We start from the raw sequence: 19,083 nt of genomic DNA on the forward strand, positions 1-19,083 counted from the left end.
TCATGGACACCTCTCTTTCTTTACAAGAACTCAGTCTCCCTGCTATCTTGCCCATGCTCATTAGCGCGTTGGGGGGCGTGTATGTCCTCTTGCTTAATGCCTTTAAAAAGTCCTTTTCGCGCAATCTCAATATTTCTTTGGTGCTTTTGTGCTTAAGTTTAGATTTTATTGCGCTCTTTGCTCCTATAAGCACTACCTTTAGTTTCTCGCATCTCTTAGAAGTGGATTCGATTGCACTTCTAGCCCAAAAACTCATCGTGATCGCTAGTTTCTTGCTCATGCTCTTGGTATGGAGCAAGGAACGCTTTGAGGAATTCCAAACCCCAGAATTTTACGGACTCTATTTATTCATGGTAGCAGGTTTCCAACTAATGGTTTCTAGCGATCATTTAGTGGTGATCCTCTTAGGGCTTGAAACCGCTTCATTAGCCATGTGTGTCTTGATGGCGTTGAATCATAAGAACACGGGGCTGGAAGCGGGCCTAAAGTATTTTACGATGGGAGTGTTGGCTAGCGTATTTTTTAGCATGGGCGTGATGATCCTCTACTTGCTCACGGGAAGCTTAGAACTCTCTAACATGGCCTTTACAGAGAATTTTAGCCCCGCCCTGCTTGGTGTCTTTGCCTGCGTGTTTTTGCTAGGGGCGATCGGTTTTAAGGTGTCGCTAGTGCCCTTCCACACTTGGATGCCTGATATTTACGAGGGCAATAACCCAGTGTTTACGGCTTTTATTTCCATTGTGCCTAAAATTGCGGGTTTAGTGGTGGCTTGGCGGGTGTTTTCCTTCTTTTTAGCTACCCAGATTGTTTTTCTGCAAACCCTCTTTTACGCACTGGTTGCGCTCACCATCACTATTCCTAATCTCCTAGCCCTCTTGCAAAAAGACGCTAAGCGCATGATGGCTTATAGTTCCATTTCGCATACTGGTTTTGCACTCGCCTGTGTCTTTAGTGGCAATGTTAATAGCATGTTCGTCTATTGGCTCTTGTTCTTGCTTACCAATGTCGGGGCGTTTGCGCTCTTTTGGGGCATTAGCAATGTGCATGATGGGCGCGCTTCTGAGTATAATTATCCCTATGCGCGTTTTAATGGGCTGATCAAAACTCAGCCTTTTTTAGCGTTATTGGGGGTAATTTTCTTGTTTTCTTTGGCAGGTATCCCTCCATTTTCCATGTTTTGGGGCAAGGTGTTAGTCTTGCAAAATCTGCTGGTTCAAGGCAATGTCTTCTTATGTGTGGTGATGGTGATCAACAGCGCGATCGCCGCAGTATATTATTTGCGCCTATTTATGGCTATGTTCTTTGCTAACCCTCACCCTCAAGGGTCTTTAAATAGTAGTTATGCTATTTATGGTGTGCTTGTGGTGATGGCGCTCGCATGCATGTTTAGCGTCTTTGTGCTCCAAAACTATGCGACTTAAACACGCGTTTGTTGCTCTATTAACATGCGCTTCCACCTCTCTGTTTGCACTTAAGCTCAGCATCACGCAAGGCAAAGAAAAGGATCAGGATTTTGCCACCCTTACTCTAACTCATGACCACCCTTTTGCTTGCTCTCAAGCGCGTATTCCACCAGAGGTGATCACTTGTGTGATCCACTCCATCCCCAAACCCGGTTTCACACCCTTAAAAACGCCTTTTTTTGACATCTCCTATGAGATGAAAGACTATGTTTTTTATTTGCATATTCGACCAAAGTTCCAGCAAAAACTCTTTGCAATTCCTCGCGATTACAGACAATACATTCCTATCCAAAAAGCTAGCCCCCAAGATTCCACAACATGGCAAATTGTGGGTTACCACCACAATATCCCTTTTCTCACTCCCAAAGACCCGCAAGCAGAAGCCAATGCAGGTTTGAATTTTCCTATTCTCATAGAAGATGCTCAGACACCTTATATTCAAGAATTAGGGGCGGATAATAAACCCTTGCACTACACCAAAGGTTCCGATCTGGATGGATATTTGCAGGTGAAAAAGCTCATGGAAGAACAATCCTATTTGAACGCACTCAAGGCAATTGGGAGTATCTTTCAGGTTTACCCTCATACGGTCTTCAGGAAAGACCTTTATCTCTATGAAATTATTGCTCTAGGAGAGCTTAAAAGGCGTCAGGACCTCTTATTGCAAATTGGGGAACGCTGGCTCAAACTATATCCTGCCGATCCAGGTGTCCCTCAGGTCCTCTACTTAATGGGGACTGCTTATACGCAAATCAACTACGCTAGACAGGCCACCGAGCAATTTAAGCGTGTGTTGAATGAATATCAGCAGAGTCGCTATGCACCTTTATCGCAAATGCGTTTGGCACAACAGGATGCTAATGAGGGTAATCGTAGTGCTGCACTTGCCGGCTTTCAAAAGGCTTATAGTCAAGCAAAGGATAAGGAAAGTGCTAGTCTGATCGCTTTTTCTTGGGCGCTTTTTGAGCTCGAGCATCGTGAAGGTCTCAATGCCACTTCACTTTTAAATAAAATTCAACAGGCTAATCCAAGTTTCTTCCTCCAAGACATGCCTCAATCCTATGCCATGTTGACCAGTCTTAAAGCCAATGCGTTGTTTGCTCCAGCTATTGACATTGCTAAACTCTTAGCTAATCAAGATGGCGATCCTGTGATCAAGGAGAAGGCTGCCTTTGAGTTGGGTCTACTCTATGCCAAGAATAACCAGCCCAATGAAGCGCATACGGCTAATTTAGATTATTTAGACAATTTCACCAATGTAGGGCATATCACTGCAGTAAAACAACGCGATGAGGAGATACTTTTTCTCATGCACGGGGGCTTTGGGGAAAAACTCGCCCGTTATAACCACATTCTTGAAAATTATCCGAAAGGCTCCAGAGAGCATCAAAAAGCTTTGGATTACAAAGCACAAATGTTGGTGGAAGAACACTACTATAGCCAAGTTTTAGCCATGGCACCAGATTTACCCATGAGTGCTGAACCTATGCAAAAAGCATTATTGCATCTAGGTAAAGACGCGGTGAAAGAAGGAGATTGTCAAAGTGCTGTTTCTTACCTCATTCAGGTTATACCACTGAATCCAGAACAGTTCGAGCAAACTGAGCAGTTGGAAGCTTTTGATTGTTTTTATCGCGCTAAACTCTACGACAAGGCTGAGGTTTTTGCAAAAAATGGCCTAGAAAAAAGTCCAGAAAACCCCGAAAATCGCCTAGATTGGCTCTATCGTCAGGGTAAGAATCTCTACGCCTTGCGCAATTATCAAAATTCCCTGCTTGCTTCCAAAGACGCGCTCACTCTGGTAACTCTCAATAAGAAAAAAAAATACTATGACATTGCCTTCACCGTATTTTTAGATTATATGCACACCAACAACCCTCAAGAGGCCTTTAAAGTATTTCCAAAGCTTCAAGAATGGTTTAAAGACGATGAGCGCATGTTGGAAGTCTATGGATTATTATTACAAAATGAAGAAAAGACTACGAATAATCCCACCACTCTTGAACTCTATGCTAAGAATGCCATTGCACTGCAACAAGAACACCAGAGTAACGCGTTCATGCCCTATGCCCAAGAACAGCTCATCAACGCGCTCATGCGTCAAAACAAATTAGAAGACGCGCTCAAACAAAGTGAGGCGCTGTTAGCCAAACCCCTCGAGGAACAAGACAAAGCACGCATTCTTTACATGCAAGGCACTATTTTTAAGCAACAAAACAATCTCGCCCAAGCCCAAAAAGCCTTTGAAGCCTGTGATGCTATTAAGGTTAGTTCAGGCTGGAAGGACTTATGCACCCAAGCCTTAAATTTACTCAAACCCTAAGGATTAGCATGGACTTACAAACAGATATTTTCAGAGAATACGACATTAGGGGAGTGGTGTCCACCCAGCTTGCCCCCGAAGTAGTGTTTAACATCGGCGCGCATTTGGGGAATTTGATGCAAGATAAACGCGTGGGCGTGGGCTATGATGCGCGCACCCATGCTCAAGAGCTCTTTACACATTTACGTAATGGCTTGGCATATAGTGGAGTAGAAGTCTTTGATTTAGGCATGATTCCTACTCCTGTGGCCTACTTCGCCACCTTTGAAAGCATAGAAGGCGTGCGCGTAGTTAATTCCATTGTGATTACCGGCTCACACAACCCTTCTGAGTACAATGGCTTTAAGATCACCCTAGATCAAAAACCTTTTTATGGGCAGGCGATCCAAGAGCTCGCCATGCACATTGCTAATAACCCCCTGCCCTACCAAGCCAGCGATCTAACCTCTAAAAAACTCAACGCAATCGGCTTTTACCAACACTACCTTGCTACCGCCTTTAGCCACTTGCAAAACTTCCCCTACACCCTTGGGCTGGATTTTGGCAATGGAGTAGGGGGGCTGGGTTTAGAACCCATTTTATGTGGGCTAGGCATTAAATTTGAAAGCCTCTATGCTAACCCCGATGGGCATTTCCCCAATCACCACCCCGATCCTAGCGAAGCCAAGAATTTAGAGGATTTGAAAGCCCACATGCAAGCAAAGGGCTTAAAAATTGGGCTTGCTTTTGATGGGGACGCTGATCGCATCGCGCTTTTAACCCCCACACACACCTATGCAGGTGATGAATTGGCAATTTTATTCGCCCAAGATTTGCACGCGCGCGGGCTTAAACCCTTCGTGATTGGCGAGGTGAAATGCTCGCAGGTGATGTATGACAGCATTAATAGCATCGGACAGGCATTGATGTATAAGACGGGGCATAGTAATTTAAAAGTCAAGCTCAAGGAAACCAACGCCCACTTTGCTGCTGAGATGAGCGGACATCTCTTTTTTAACGATCGCTATTTTGGCTATGACGATGCGATCTATGCCGCTTTGCGTATCTTAGAACTCTTTCTCACCCACACCCCTGAGCAATTGGAACAACGCGTGCGTGCTCTGCCCTATTCTTACAAAACCCCTGAAGAAAAGATTAGCGTGCCCGAAACTGAGAAATTTAAGCTGGTGGCGCAGCTGCAAGCAACTTTGGAAAAAGGAAATTATCCCCCCAATTTTCCGCGCGTGTTAGAAGTAATCAACATTGATGGGGTGCGCGCGATTTTTGAACACGGCTTTGGGTTGGTGCGCGCGAGCAACACCACACCCACACTTGTAACGCGCTTTGAGGGCAAAGATGAGGCATGTGCACAGAGCTATAAAGACGCTCTGCTAGGTTTGCTCGCCCACTTGCGCGCTGATATTCTCTAGGGTTTTTAAAATAGTCTCTTTGGCATGCATATAAAAGTTTGCAATCTGGGCTTGAGGGAGGGAGAGCGCGCTAGCGAGCATGTGCATACAGCAATGGCTGAGTGTGCCCTCTAATAAAATGCCCTCCAAAGGGTGTTGTGCGCTCAGACGCGCGCTAAGTGCACTCAGGCGATCTACTAAAGTATAAAGTTCTCTTTTAGTCGTGATGGGGGAGTTTAGCGCCTCTTTAAGAGGAGTTAATAAGGTGCTAAATTGCATAGAGGTAGGGGCTTTAGGCGCGAGTTCAAAGGCCTTTTTAAGGCGTTTAAGGGCTTTGGCTTTGGCGCAAGTGGGGAGTTTAAGCGCGCTAGATCGCATAGGTTGTGTATGCTCAATGTAAGCTCCATGGGAGAGATTATAAACTAAGGGGGCATATTTTTTAAAGAGCGCGCCCATTTGATCTTTAGAAAGAATAAAAAGTCCATCGGCAAAGACGCGACTACCCTGTTCAAAGTTGGGGCGCACTTGGAGGGTATCGCTAGGGATGTGTGCGCGCTCCACCCCATAAAAAGAGCCCTGTGCGTGTTTAGCTTGCCCTTCAATATAGCCACAATCCAGCCCACATAAAATTAGAGTCTTGCTAAAGAGGCATGCCAAACGCACTCCCGCATTGCCCACAAAGGGCGCGCTATACTCTAGGACTAAATCTCCTAGCATGTACCCGCTCGCACTCCCCCCGCGCATGAACATATAGCTCTCTTGGGCCAGACTTACCGCACGCGGGTTACACATATTGGCGTACAACAAGGGGGTTTGATCTAGGGGCGCGTTTTGGAGTACATCTGCTAGGTAATCAATGCGCTCGATTTCAATCTGAAAATCTACCTTAATACCGCGCGCTTTCAAGGGCTTTAGAGCCGTGCCACAGCTAAAGATAATCATGCGTTCTTGATAATCATCAATAAAATCCAATAAGCTATCTAAACTAGGGCCATTGCCTACCACACAGATAGGCACGCTAAAGGGCTTACAGGTGCGAGGGTTGAGTACTAGGGGGGATTGTTGCAAATTCTTCAAGGTGTTGTTAAAGCCCAACATCTCATCTTCAAAACTCCCCCACCCCCTTAGCGCGCTTTTTTTGTGGGCATTAAAATGTTGTTGGGCTAGAGTGCTCGCTTCACTCTCATAGGGTTTAAATTCTAAGTGCAAAAGGCTGTGGGTAATTCTCTTAGTTTGGAATATGAATTGCAATAAGGAATTAGGCATGTGCTTTAAAAAGAGCACGCAGGCTGTAGGAGGGGTCGCCTTAAAAAGCTGGGCATAGTCCACAAAAAAGCAGCTCACACGCAGTAAGTCGATGTGTTCCTCATAAATGTAGAGTGCATGAAAAAACGCCCCTTCTTCTAAGAGTAACGCTAGAAACAGACCCCCTGCCAAACCAAAGAGTGCACTGGGAGGGTAAAAATTCTTACCTAAACCAGAAGAGCATTTATCATTGCCTAGAGTCAAAAGTTCTTGGCATGCTTGATGGGTTAGGGGCAGAGTTTTTAAATCTAAATCCTCTAAGGCAATTTTATGACTGACAAGCTGCCATTTGGGATTGTCTAAAATCCGTGTCGCCCAATCCTGCGCAATATCTAACATTTTACCGACGGGGAAAAACAATGCGCCATTCTCCAAATGGATAATGTTTAAATCTTGCGTGTTACAAAGTAAATTGTAGTGCGTAGGTGGGAGCAAGAGTTGGGCATAGAGTTGAGGTAGGTGCGCGCTGAAAAAACTTAAATTACGCGCAAAGCGCGCTTGCAGGGCTTGTTCACTCAGGTCTAGGGACACAAGCACCCCCTAAGAGGGCGCAAAAAAGCCTTACTTGGCGACAATCTGTTTATAACTCCCCAAACTGGGATCAAAAACTAAAAAGCGTTTGGGGATGTTTTTATACTTGATCATGGCGCGGTTGAAGTCCTCAATATTGTGCACCGCGATCATTTCAATTTGACTGATAATATCTCCGTGTTTAAAGCCCAGTTCCTCCGCTTGAGAATTGGGCTTGACCTCTTGGACGAATACCCCCTGGATTTCTTCGGGGAGACGCATCTGCTTACGCATATTGGGGGTGAGCGTTTGCACCTTTAAGCCACTAAGATGTCCATTTGCTCCCTCATGGGCTGTGCTGGTTTCTTTTTTGTTAGGATTTTTACGCTCGCTCAACACAAGGGTGGTGGTGTATTCTTTTTTATCCCGCATGTACTTGAGTGTGATGCGTTGGTTGGGAGTAAGAGAGCCGATGGTGTTGCGCAACTGTGCGGAGTTTTTGATTTTCTTACCATTGACCTCTGTGATTAAATCCCAAATCATTAACCCCGCTTTTTTGGCCGGCGAATCTTTTTCAATGCTGATCACCACTGCTCCTTCTTTACCATTGTAGCTTGGGGCGAGCTCATTGCTGACATCTTGAATCCCTACCCCTAAATAACCTCTGTGAATGGTGCCGGTTTTGATGAGTTGCACGACTGTATTCTTAACTGTATTGGAGGGAATGGCAAAGCCTACACCATGGTTACCCCCCGTGCGTGAGAGAATAGCCGTATTGATCCCCACAAGCCCCCCGCGGCTATCAATAAGCGCGCCTCCTGAGTTGCCCGGGTTAATAGACGCGTCCGTTTGGATAAAATTCTCGTAATTGTTAATCCCAATCCCGCTTTTATTGAGCGCAGAAACGATCCCCTGGGTTACGGTTTCACCTACCCCAAAGGGATTGCCAATCGCAAAGACCAAATCGCCCACTAGAATATCGCTACTATTGGAAAATTTAATAGAGGGAAGACCTGTTTTGTTGATCTTGATCACGGCTAAATCCCCATCTGCATCCGTTCCCACTAAAGTGGCCACATATTCTTTATTGCTCCCTGGTAAGGTTACGGTGATCTTATCCGCTCCATCTATCACATGGTTGTTGGTAACAATATAGCCATCTGCAGAGATGATCACCCCACTTCCCAAGGCCCTTTCCACACGATCCTTAGGGATAGAATTGTAAAGATCGCCAAAGAACTGCTGGAAAAAGGGATCGTTGAACAATCCCCCACCCATGAAATTACTTTTAATTTTTTTTTGAGTGGAGATATTCACGACAGCCTTCGTGGCCTCTTTCACCGAATTACTATAAGAATAGATGGTATCAGGGCTGCTATCTGCCCCGACACGTTTTTGAACCTCTGGCATGTCTTGGATTTGAATATGCCCACCCCCCGCCGCATATAGACTCATTGCCAATGCTACACTCACCGCTATCAACCGCATAAAATTCCTTTGCCTGAATAATGTAGTAGTGTCGCATTGTATCGAAATTTTGCAAATCAAAGCGCTTGTTCGTGCTGGTAGCCCCACTTGTCCTTAGTGAGATAATAGCCCACATAGCATAGAATCGCATACCCGATTGTCAAATACGCCCCAACGCGCTGCTCAGGGTCCATATACGCCCCGATGACCCCAATGATCGATCCACTAATGCCCACAAGTTGAATCAAAGGTAAAAAGGGTGCGCGGTAGGGGAGTTCGTCTAAGGATTTGCCTGAAGCTACGAATTGCTTTCTAAAATTGTATTGCGCCACACTCACGCTGATCCACACAATGATCACGCTAAAGCTAATGATGTTGATGAGGTCCTCTATCATCTTTTTGATCTGGCCATTTTGGACATAATCATTGCCAAACATGATCAAAAGGGTACAAGCCATGGACAAATACATCGCATAAACGGGTGTGCCCTGCTTATTGAGTTTAGCAAAGATGGGGGGGAACATCTTTTTTTGAGCTAAACCATAAACCATACGGCTAGAGGCGTAAATCCCTGAGTTGGCTGTAGACAGAATGGCGGTGATGATGACAAAATTCATAATATCTGCCGCGTAAGGAATCCCCGTGCCAAAAAAAGGCAAAGGAATGCGCTCTAGGGCACTCACAAAAGGACTTTTGGTGATGCTCGAATCTGTCATGGGTAAAAAGACCGAGATAATGATCACAGAGCCTAAAAAGAAAAACACAATGCGCCACAAAGTGGCTTTAATGGCTTTGGGCATTGCCACGCTAGGGTTTTTAGCTTCCCCAGCGGCCACGCCCACGATCTCTGTGCCCGTGTAGGCAAAGATCACTGCCAAAATCGCCCCAAAAACCGCGTGAATCCCCTTAGGAAATAACCCCTCTTGGAGTTCTTTGGTGGAGTGTTCTATGTAAAAATTGGCAAAAATACTTCCTATGCCATGCAAATAGATTTGATAAATAATCCCGATCACGCCCAGCACAATGAAAATAAACACCGCAAACACTTTTACAGAGGCTAAGAAAAATTCCCCCTCGGCAAAGATTTTTACCGAAAACGCGTTGAGTATAAAGATAAGCACAATACAAGCTACCACCCAGTAATGCACGGGTACACCGGGAAACCAGCGCTGCATCAGCACACCCACAGCAAAGTATTCCACTGCCACGGTAACAATCCAGCCCACCCAATACATCCAAAACACCATGTAACCTGTTGCTGGACCAATAAAGCGCGTGGCGTAGTCCCCAAAACTCCCCGTGCTAGGATAAACGCTAGCCAATTCCCCCAAAGAGAGGATAATAGAATACACAATCACTCCACCTGCAATGTAAGCTAGCAGAGTGCCCAGAGGTCCCGCACTGGCAATATTGCCCCCCGTGCCCACAAATAAACCCGTCCCTATTGTCCCTCCTAAGGCGATCATCAATACTTGCCGTAATTTAATGTCGCGCTTTAAGTGCGTCTGTGTTCCTTCTTCCATAAGTGAATAACCTTTCTTAAAAACAAAACCATGATTTAAACGCGTGCCCGAGCCGTTTTAAATCCGCCTTAAGAAAGCGTGCCAAATGGAAAGTTTTAGATAGTGAGGCGGTAAGACCGTGTAGAGTTCACACATTGCTAGGCAAATTCCACCGTTGGTTAGTGTACTGCACGCACATCAAAACTTTGAAACAGGTTGGAATAGAGTGCATGAGAATTGCCACTTTAGATATGCGATCAGTGATCTGGACATAAAAAAGATAGGGGCTCAACGCACGAGGGCAGATCACTTGCACACTTCAACCTTAGAAGGATAATCAAAACTCCGATTATAGCCTAAAAACACCTGGAAAACTTGAACGCTGACGTGACAGGTTCAATTGTTTTTGACAGAAATTTCACCCGTCTTAAGCAGGTGAGATGAGCACCGTTAAAATTATGTACAATATCCCTATACATTCGTATCTAGCGCAGGAAGTGCGCAAAGTTACATTTTTGACATACTCTCCCATAACTAAAGTTAGGGGATTCTAGCTTTAGTGGAGATCGCGGCTTCAAGCAGGACAGCTCCGTTTGGAGTCTTACACTCCCTATTCCAAAGGTTGATGCCCCAACCCCAAGGGTATTACCCCTTGATTGCACAAATATTAGCACAGCTATGTTGGTGCTAGCCAACTATCCCCATAGCTAAAGCTAGGGGTTTTACGGCGTGGCTGGTAACCAAGGGTGCCAATTCCTTTTAACTTATTTTGCTACCATGCGCAGCAATCTTTTTTTAAGGAATAAGCATGCGCTTTGGTATCATTGGAGTGGGAGGGTTTATCGCTCCCAAACACCTGCAGGCAATTCAGGAATTAGGGCATATACTCGACTGCGCTATGGATATCCATGATAGCGTGCGAGTTTTGGATCAATACGAATTAGATTGTGAATTTTTTAGCAACCTGGAGGATTTGCATTTATATTTGCAGGATTGCGAGGCGCAGGAAAAATGCCTAGACTACATGGTCATCTGCAGCCCTAATTACTTACATTTCGAGCATATCAAATTTGCGCTCTCCCATGGCATTCATGCTATTTGCGAAAAACCCCTTGTTTTAGACCCTGGTGAAATTGATGAGATCAACGCTTTAGAAAAAAAATACAACAGGCGAGTTTTCAATATCTTGCAACTACGCTTACACCCTAATCTCATCCAACTTAAAGAGAATGTACAAGCGGAATTGCTCAAAGAACCAGATAAGGTTTATGAAGTTTCTCTGACATATTTAATTTTGCGCGGGAAGTGGTATTTAAATTCCTGGAAAGGCGATGAAGATAAGAGCGGGGGTCTAGCCAGCAATGTGGGTATCCACTTCTTTGACATGTTGCTAGATATTTTTGGAGGGGTAGTGGACAATGTGGTGCATGTACATCAAAATGATTGTGTTGGGGGGTTTTTGACCTTAGAGCATGCTAAAATCTCATGGTTTCTCTCCATCAATCCCGAGCATTTGGGAGTGCACCGCGATAGCGCGTATCGTTCTCTGGTTTTAGAGGGCAATGAGGTTGATTTTAGCGAGGGTTTTGACGACTTGCACACGCAAAGTTATAAGCAAATTTTAGATGGAGAGGGGATAGGTATTGAGAGTGTGCGCCCGGCAATTGAATTGGTCAATGCTATTAGGTGTATGACACCCGAAGATTTAGACGAAACATGCCACCCCCTATGTCATAAGGCTCTCCACGCTGTGCCCGCAGAGTGAGTCGAAGTTAAAGTAATCTGAGTTGTTGTTGTTCAAGTAAATAGACGCGCGTGCAGTCGCGCGCCATTTTTTCATCATGGGTAGCTAGAATAAGCGCGCCTTTTTGGACATAGGTATAGTTATGCATGACTTGCATTACCGCTATTGCCGTGGCGTTGTCTAAATTGCCCGTAGGCTCATCTGCAAAAATAATTTTTGGCTTCTTTGTGAGAATACGAGCAATAGAGAGTCGTTGTTGTTGCCCACCACTCAGTTCTCCCACATTTTGAGATAGGACATGCGCGATGCCTAGAGTTTCTAAGAGTGCGGTGTCGAGAGGTTGTTGACTGAGTACAGAGGCCACTTGCAGATTTTCTAGCGCATTGAAGCCTTTAAACAAGTAGTGTGCCTGAAAGATAATGCCGATTTGGTAGCGGCGGATGTGTAGTAGAGTTTTCATGGGCAGGGCATAGATATCCTCGTGATCGAGCAGGCGCACAACTCCCTCCAGGGGTTTTAACATGGTAGAAAAATGGTTGAGTAAGCTGGATTTTCCACTCCCACTTACTCCCAAAAGGGCGATGGATTCCTGAGATCGCACATGCAATTGTAAATCCCTGTAGAGCCAATGTTCGAAACGATGGCCAATGTGAGTGGCTTGTAACATCTAAATCCCCTTATTTTGATCACCCCGTAAGGTGGGTGCGAGGATGTAAGAGGGGGAGAAGTTAGTGCTGTGGATAATGCTCTTGTAAAAACGGCGTGCATAATATTTGAGCAACATTCTTTGCAAGAAAGGCTCAATACTAGGCACAAACCAAGCATTGTTGCTGAGGATGACAAAGGTATCTGGGCTATGTGGGTAGGCAAGCGCAGAAGTGCCTTCGTAGCACACAAGAGGGCGGAACTTAAAACCTTGCATATCAAAGTCTCTAAAAGAGTCTCCACTCCCTAGCTTTAAAGAAGCAGGTCCAAAGAAGAGGTTTTCAAAGTAGTCTGCTAGGGCTTTGGGCAGAGGCATGGTTTCCCCAAAAGGAGCTAAGATCACCTTGTGCGCGTATTGGTATGTATTGCGATCAAATACATAGGTGGAGTTGTAGAGGGTGTTGTGCTCTTGATAGAGCGCACCGGTGATAATGGTGATGTGGGCACTCAATTCTAGCAATGTGGAGATGAGTGGGCTGGTGTTAAGCACAAAGGGAAAGGCGGTTTCTGGGAGAATAACCACTTGTTTGTGTTGGGCAATTGCCTCGTGAATGAGAGCCAAATTATGCTTGACAATGTCTTGTAGGTGATCGTGTTGCCACTTGAGATTTTGATCGGTGTGGGTAGTGGCGATTTTGATCTGATCAAAAGCATTGGTGGGCAAACTAGAGGCGCGCCAATCAATACTCAAAGCCAATAGGGAACAAGCTAGGAGCTTGAGATAGACATGAGTGGAGGTTTTAAAAAATAAAAAGCGTTCGCTCTCATGAGGTCTGAGCAAGGCAATGGCAATGAGGATGCATAAAAAACTCAGTTTGTCGACTCTAAAAACTGAATAAGCAAAGAAAGACTCGGGCACAAACCAATCAAAGCCAAAGGGGTGGATATAACTGGCTAACCATAGGGCGCAAACACGATAAATCAGGGAAGAGCGCCAACATAGCAGATAGAAAATTCCCCCATAGCATAGCGCAATCAGAATCATCATCAATGGGATCAAAAAGACATAATCACTGTAGCGAAAACTGAGCGCGCACCAATAAAAAGCCCTAAACCCACTAAAAATCCAAAACCAAAGGCTCTATTTTTCTCAACCTGCAGGCAGGCAAGCATACTTAGAGGAGCGAGTAAACTCTCTATACTGATAAGCAACAATGGGTGTTTCACGAGCATGGAGCCCACATACAAAGGTGCTAGAAAAAGGAGGGCTAGTCCCCAATGTGTGCGCGATATGAGCCAGCCCCACGCAGAATCCCTAATCTCTAGCGACGGCAACCATGCTCCTTGTGTATTCCAATATGTCTATAATTTTTAAGCTTACAGAGTTTATAATTCTAGGATAGATTGTCTTAAATTCACTTGGAAATGTGCACGGATGGACTACATTGATTTGATCTTAGTGGCTGTTATTCTCGTTGTGGGAATTCGCGGGTTTTACAATGGGTTCATCGATGAGGTGGCGGGCATTTTAGGAATTGTATGTGGTGTGTATTTGGGTTCTAGGCTCGCTTCTGATGTGGGGGCGTGGTTTTCTGCTCGTGTGCACGATTTCCATAGCCCCTCTGTGGAAAGTTTGATTGGCTTCACTTTAGTGCTTGCGGGTGTGTGGATTTTGTTCTTGATGGTAGGGGTTGTGGTGAGCAAAGCAGTGAGTTTCAGCAATTTGGGTGCTATTGATAAAGTCTTGGGATTTCTCTTTGCCTGCGCTAAGATGTATTTAGTTTTTGCGTTTTTGTTACATGGCGCGTCCCGTTTTAGCTTTATGAAATCTATGGATACCTACTTGCGTGCTCACAGCCAACTCTACCCTACCATGCAAGAGATTGCCTCCTATGTCATGCAGCGTCCAGAAATTCAAGAATTGGGGAAAGTCATCCAGAGTAGAACACAAGACATGAAAGCAAATCATCCAGAGATTCCACACAGCCCAAGTGAGTGAGCCACATGTTTGAAAATGCCTATATCCAGCAGCGTCTTCAGAAAGCAGACCAGCTGCGCGCACATGCCCTTAATCCTTATGAAAACCGCGTAACCCGTTCTTTGAATAACGCGCAATTTTTGCAGAGCTTTAGCGCATTGGGGGAGGGACAAAAAGATACCAAGAGCACACATGCCTTGGTGGGGCGTGTCAAGTTTGTACGCCTGATGGGTAAGGCGTGTTTTATCAAAATCGAGGATCAAAGTGCACTCCTGCAGGTCTATCTCTCTCAAAACGATCTGGGGAAAGACGCTTTTGATATTTTTAAAAAATGTGTAGAAGTGGGGGATATCCTCAATGTAGTTGGCTATCCCTTTGTAACCAAAACCAAGGAGCTCAGTTTACATGCACTCTCCTACAAAGTGCTGACTAAAGCTATCGTGCCTTTGCCCGAGAAGTTTCATGGCTTGAGTGACATTGAGTTACGCTACCGCCAACGCTATGTAGACCTCATCGCCAACCCAGATGTTAAAGAGGTGTTTAAAACCCGTAGTCAGATTGTGGCTACTATCCGTCACTTCTTTGAAAAACGAGGGTTTTTGGAAGTCGAAACCCCCATGATGCACCCTATTGCCGGAGGAGCTAATGCGCGCCCTTTTGTAACCTACCACAATGCCCTAGAAGTGGAGCGTTATCTACGCATTGCTCCTGAGTTGTATCTAAAACGCTTGGTGGTAGGGGGTTTTGAGGCGGTCTTTGAAATCAACCGCAATTTTAGAAATGAGGGCATGGATCACTCCCACAACCCCGAGTTTACAATGCTAGAGTTTTACTGGGCTTATAAGACCTATGAGGACTTGATCGCACTTACTCAAGAACTCTTTAAGGAACTCTTGCAAGCCTTAAACTTACCCAGTCAAATCCCCTATCAAGAGCATACCATTGATTTTAATGCGATCAGAGTCGTGCGCTTTAAGCAGGCCTTGATGGAAATTGGGGGTTTAGAGACTGGTGTAGTTGAGGATAGCGCAGCACTCCAAGCTTTCTTGGAACAACAAGGGGTCAAGCTCGAGGGGCTCATCACACATGGTAAACTCTTGGCCGAGGCCTTTGATCTATGCGTAGAATCTCGGTTAATTAACCCTACTTTTATTACTGAGTATCCCATTGAAATCAGCCCCTTGGCACGCCGCAGCGATACGCACCCTCACATCGCCGATCGCTTTGAACTCTTCATCGCAGGTAAAGAGATTGCTAATGGTTTTAGTGAACTCAACGATCCCCTGGATCAATACCAGCGTTTTGAGGAACAGGCTAAGGCCAAAGAGCATGGAGATGAGGAGGCGCAGTTTATGGATAGTGATTATGTGTGGGCATTAGGGCATGGCATGCCTCCCACAGCTGGGGAGGGGATTGGAATCGATCGTTTGGTAATGCTGCTCACCAATGCCAGGAGTATTAAGGATGTCATCTTCTTTCCTGCCATGAAACCTTTAAAATCCAATCAAAGTGAATAGAATGTCCAGAGTTTTTCATTTACAGGCCCACGACGCGCAACTCTTCGATCTCATCTGCGAGGAGTTGCAACGCCAAACGGATCATTTGGAGATGATCGCCAGCGAGAATTACACTTTTGAGAGTGTGATGGAGGCGATGGGGAGCGTTCTTACCAATAAATATGCTGAAGGTTATCCTTCTAAACGCTACTATGGAGGCTGTGAAGTGGTGGATCGCATTGAAGAATTGGCCATAGAGCGTGCTAAAAAGCTCTTTAAATGCCAATTTGCCAATGTGCAACCCCACGCGGGCTCTCAGGCCAATATGGTAGTCTACCACGCCTTGCTCAAACCTCATGATCGCATTTTAAGCATGGAGCTCAACAGCGGAGGGCATTTAACCCATGCCTCTCCCGTGAGCTTGACGGGGAAGCATTTTCAGGGCTTTCACTATGGTCTAAATGCGGAGGGGTGGATCGACTATGAGGAGGTGTTGCGCATTGCAAAAGTGGTGCGCCCTCAGCTGATTGTATGTGGGTATTCTGCCTATCCTAGAGAAGTGAATTTCAAATACTTCAGAGAGATTGCCGATGAAGTGGGTGCACTCTTAATGGGAGATGTGGCGCATATCGCCGGATTGGTGGTGGCTGAGGAACATCCCCACCCCTTCCCCCACTGCCATGTCGTTACAACCACCACACATAAAACGCTGCGAGGCCCCAGAGGGGGGATGATTTTGAGCAATGATGCCCAGCTCGCTTCCAAGATCGATCGTGCCCTATTTCCCGGCATGCAGGGTGGTCCCTTAATGCATGTGATCGCGGCCAAAGCTGTGGGGTTTTTGGAAAACCTCAAGCCTGAATGGAAGACCTATGCGGTGCAAGTTAAGCGCAATGTGCAGGCATTGGCTCAAGTGCTCTTAGAACATGGGTTTGAATTGCTTAGTGGAGGCAGTGATAACCACTTATTGGTGATCCGACTTAAGGATTTTAGCGGAAAAGACGCCCAGCTCGCCCTAGATAGCGCAGGCATCACTACGAACAAAAATAGTGTGCCTGGAGATACCAGAAGTCCTGTTCTGACAAGTGGGCTCCGATTGGGTTCGGCCGCACTTACCAGTCGAGGCATGCAAGAGGCAGATTTCACCTTTATAGGGAATAAGATTGTAGAAGTGCTCAATAATATCCACGATCGCGATTTCCATGCCCGCACTAGAGGGGAGGTCGTGGCATTTTCTAAACAATTCAAAACTTATGATGTGCCAATTTTCTAAAGGAGTGGCATGGTAGAGATGGATTTGAGCCTCATCAAACTGCAAACAGATCACTACTACACGCAGCAAGTCGGCTTGGGAAGACGCGTGACCTATTTAGGGCGCTGCTTTTACGACAAATTTGAAAAGATCAACGCCACTCTGACATCTATGCTCATTCAAAAACATTGGCGCAAAGAGATCACCATTGCCCATAACTTGATTTTACCCAACAACAAGGTAGAAAATATTGTCTTAGACTACAATGGCCGTAGTCCGGATCGCTTTTATCATAAAGCCCAACTCCTTCTGCGTGAAGAAGGATTCATCAATTTTACAGCCTACGAGAGCAAAACCCCCGGACATTTACATCTTTACATACACAAGGGACATACAGAACTAGGAGAAGGTTGCAGATTGGCTAAAACTCTTTCTATGAAGCTTGCCCAAAATTTGCCCAACGAATGGCGTATTTTTCCTAATGGGGATCTTCCGCCAGATTTCAATATTCTAATTCTGCCCTATGCAGTCTTTGCTAAAGAGAGGGGGGCAAGCTGGGCAAAGCATATGTAATGGGTTTAATACCTAAAAAAGGACGATTTAATGGATAATTCAGATTTTAGTAAAGACCTCAATAAAAGGCTTGATGAGGCGTTGAACGAACATGAAGCCAAGGGTTCAAAGCTCAAGAAAATCTTGCTCATTGCTGCGATAGGACTCATTGTTTTGGGAGTGGTGTTGGTGGTTTTTTATAAAAGCACGCGTGAACCTCTCAAAAGTGCATCTATGCCCCATGAAGAACACTTGCAAAAAGTGGGCAATCTCCATGACAACACCTTTAACAGCAATAATTTTGAGAACCTAACCTTAGAGCCTTCTACTAATGCTAAAAAAGAAGAAGATAAATTCGATCAAATTGTCAAGGATATCCAGGCTAAGCAGGCACAAAAGGTCCCAGAACCCTCTATTGTCCTCCCTACAAGTCCTTTGGACAAACCTGTGGCCCCTCCGCCACCACCCACCCCCGTGTCTAAACCAGAACCCAAACCCAATGAGAAGAAGTCCTCAGAGAAACACAAAGAACATGCCGCCAAATCCAAGCATGAAAAACACGAAAGGGAGAAGCACGAAAAGGTAGCTCAAAAAACTCCAGAGAAAAAGCCTGCACCCAAACCTGAACCTAAAAAAGCTGTGGCAGAAAAAGCTCCAGAAAAACCTAAAGAAGCGCCTAAAGTAGCTAAGGCAGAACCAACTAAGGTGTCCCCCAAGAGCGAACCTAGCAAGAGTGCACCTCCTACTCCTCAGCCCAAGAAAATGGAAGAAGTCGCCTTTGATCATGTCAAGGGAGAAAAAGAGAATACGACGAAACCGCAAAAACCCACTATTCCCAAAGGGTTTTACCTACAGGTAGGTGTTTTTAGCAAGACTCCTAATCCAAAATTCATGGAGGCCTTTGTCAAGTATCCCCATCAGATTCAAGAGCTCAACGGGCAAAAGCGTTACTTGATTGGCCCTTACCCTACCAGAGAGCAAGCAGATACTAAATTGGAAGAAGTGAGCCACAACATCGCTAAACCCGTGCATGTGGAGATCAAATAGTTTAAATCTTGAAAAAGGAGTTATGATGTCATCAGCAAAGCAACAAGTGCACACAGATCACGCCCCCAAAGCTATTGGTCCTTATTCGCAAGCCATTAAGAGCACGGGTCTGCTCTTTGTTTCAGGGCAGTTGGGCATTGATCCTCAAAGCGGAGAATTGCGTGAGGGCATTCAAAATCAGACAAAGCAAGCCATGGAAAACATGCGTGCTATTCTCAAAGAGGCAGGTTTAGATTTTAATGCAGTGGTCAAGACGACCATTCTGTTGAAAAACCTCGAGGACTTTGCCGCGGTGAATGAAATTTATGGAAGTTATTTCACACAGCCTTACCCGGCGCGCGCCACCTACCAAGTTGCTAAACTCCCTAAAGATGGCCTCGTGGAAATTGAGGCAATCGCACAGGCTTAAGG

At 45.5% G+C, this 19,083-nt stretch carries 14 protein-coding genes and 1 pseudogene; 10 read left to right on the plus strand and 5 right to left on the minus strand.

From position 1 onward, the window contains the following. Positions 1 to 2 precede the first annotated feature (2 nt). From C6H04_RS02020 to C6H04_RS02030, 3 genes are read left to right on the plus strand one after another with little or no spacing between them, the layout of a single operon-like run. Positions 3 to 1,421, plus strand: coding sequence for an NADH-quinone oxidoreductase subunit N (locus tag C6H04_RS02020; RefSeq protein WP_104695248.1), 1,419 nt, complete (start codon positions 3 to 5; stop codon positions 1,419 to 1,421). Next, positions 1,411 to 3,786, plus strand: coding sequence for a DUF7494 domain-containing protein (locus C6H04_RS02025; protein ID WP_104695249.1), 2,376 nt, complete (start codon positions 1,411 to 1,413; stop codon positions 3,784 to 3,786). Before C6H04_RS02020 ends, C6H04_RS02025 begins: the two co-directional genes overlap by 11 nt. Positions 3,787 to 3,794: 8 nt before the next feature. Next, entirely contained in the window at positions 3,795 to 5,195 is a 1,401-nt protein-coding gene (locus C6H04_RS02030) for a phosphomannomutase/phosphoglucomutase (protein WP_104732184.1), read from the plus strand. Here the strand turns inward: C6H04_RS02030 and C6H04_RS02035 are convergent. The 3 genes from C6H04_RS02035 to C6H04_RS02045 are packed head-to-tail and all read right to left on the minus strand — an operon-like array spanning position 5,157 to position 9,979. Further along, a complete protein-coding gene (locus C6H04_RS02035) occupies positions 5,157 to 7,010 on the minus strand; it encodes a 6-hydroxymethylpterin diphosphokinase MptE-like protein (protein ID WP_233711819.1) in 1,854 nt (617 codons plus the stop codon). The two genes, C6H04_RS02030 and C6H04_RS02035, sit on opposite strands and share 39 nt — an antisense overlap. A 30-nt stretch (positions 7,011 to 7,040) precedes the next feature. After that, complete coding sequence (locus C6H04_RS02040; RefSeq protein ID WP_104695251.1) at positions 7,041 to 8,477, minus strand: Do family serine endopeptidase; 1,437 nt, start codon at positions 8,475 to 8,477, stop codon at positions 7,041 to 7,043. A 56-nt stretch (positions 8,478 to 8,533) separates the two neighbouring features. After that, positions 8,534 to 9,979 (minus strand): amino acid permease, encoded by a 1,446-nt coding sequence (locus C6H04_RS02045; protein ID WP_104695252.1) that lies wholly within the window; start codon positions 9,977 to 9,979, stop codon positions 8,534 to 8,536. Between the two features lie 787 nt (positions 9,980 to 10,766). On the opposite strand from C6H04_RS02045, the gene C6H04_RS02050 reads away from it, so the two are divergent. After that, the gene (locus C6H04_RS02050; protein WP_104695923.1) at positions 10,767 to 11,723 is read left to right on the plus strand and encodes a Gfo/Idh/MocA family oxidoreductase; all 957 of its coding nucleotides are present in this window, start codon (positions 10,767 to 10,769) and stop codon (positions 11,721 to 11,723) included. A gap of 7 nt (positions 11,724 to 11,730) precedes the next feature. Here C6H04_RS02050 and C6H04_RS02055 read toward each other — a convergent pair whose 3' ends face one another. Both C6H04_RS02055 and C6H04_RS02060 read right to left on the minus strand, forming a co-directional pair. Next, positions 11,731 to 12,369 carry an ATP-binding cassette domain-containing protein gene (locus C6H04_RS02055; protein ID WP_104732185.1) on the minus strand — a complete coding sequence of 213 codons (639 nt, stop codon included), beginning with the start codon at positions 12,367 to 12,369 and terminating at the stop codon, positions 11,731 to 11,733. Then, a pseudogene (locus C6H04_RS02060) lies at positions 12,370 to 13,580 on the minus strand (apolipoprotein N-acyltransferase). It abuts the gene before it with no gap. Positions 13,581 to 13,782: 202 nt separating this feature from the next. Between C6H04_RS02060 and C6H04_RS02065 the strand changes: the two are divergent. The 6 genes from C6H04_RS02065 to C6H04_RS02090 are packed head-to-tail and all read left to right on the plus strand — an operon-like array spanning position 13,783 to position 19,081. Continuing rightward, on the plus strand, positions 13,783 to 14,346 hold the full coding sequence (locus tag C6H04_RS02065; protein ID WP_104732186.1) for a CvpA family protein: 564 nt from the start codon (positions 13,783 to 13,785) through the stop codon (positions 14,344 to 14,346). Positions 14,347 to 14,351: 5 nt separating this feature from the next. After that, positions 14,352 to 15,842: a lysine--tRNA ligase gene (gene lysS / locus C6H04_RS02070; protein WP_104732207.1), complete on the plus strand. Its 1,491-nt coding sequence runs from the start codon at positions 14,352 to 14,354 to the stop codon at positions 15,840 to 15,842. Between the two features lies 1 nt (position 15,843). Continuing rightward, positions 15,844 to 17,094 carry a serine hydroxymethyltransferase gene (locus C6H04_RS02075; protein WP_104732187.1) on the plus strand — a complete coding sequence of 417 codons (1,251 nt, stop codon included), beginning with the start codon at positions 15,844 to 15,846 and terminating at the stop codon, positions 17,092 to 17,094. 9 nt (positions 17,095 to 17,103) lie between these two features. Beyond that, on the plus strand, positions 17,104 to 17,646 hold the full coding sequence (locus C6H04_RS02080) for a DUF1882 domain-containing protein (protein WP_104695918.1): 543 nt from the start codon (positions 17,104 to 17,106) through the stop codon (positions 17,644 to 17,646). Between the two features lie 30 nt (positions 17,647 to 17,676). Further along, positions 17,677 to 18,672 (plus strand): SPOR domain-containing protein, encoded by a 996-nt coding sequence (locus C6H04_RS02085; protein WP_104732188.1) that lies wholly within the window; start codon positions 17,677 to 17,679, stop codon positions 18,670 to 18,672. 25 nt (positions 18,673 to 18,697) lie between these two features. Beyond that, positions 18,698 to 19,081: a RidA family protein gene (locus C6H04_RS02090; protein WP_104732189.1), complete on the plus strand. Its 384-nt coding sequence runs from the start codon at positions 18,698 to 18,700 to the stop codon at positions 19,079 to 19,081. Positions 19,082 to 19,083: the final 2 nt, after the last annotated feature.

Source organism: Helicobacter salomonis (assembly GCF_900197775.1).
Classification (GTDB): domain Bacteria; phylum Campylobacterota; class Campylobacteria; order Campylobacterales; family Helicobacteraceae; genus Helicobacter; species Helicobacter salomonis.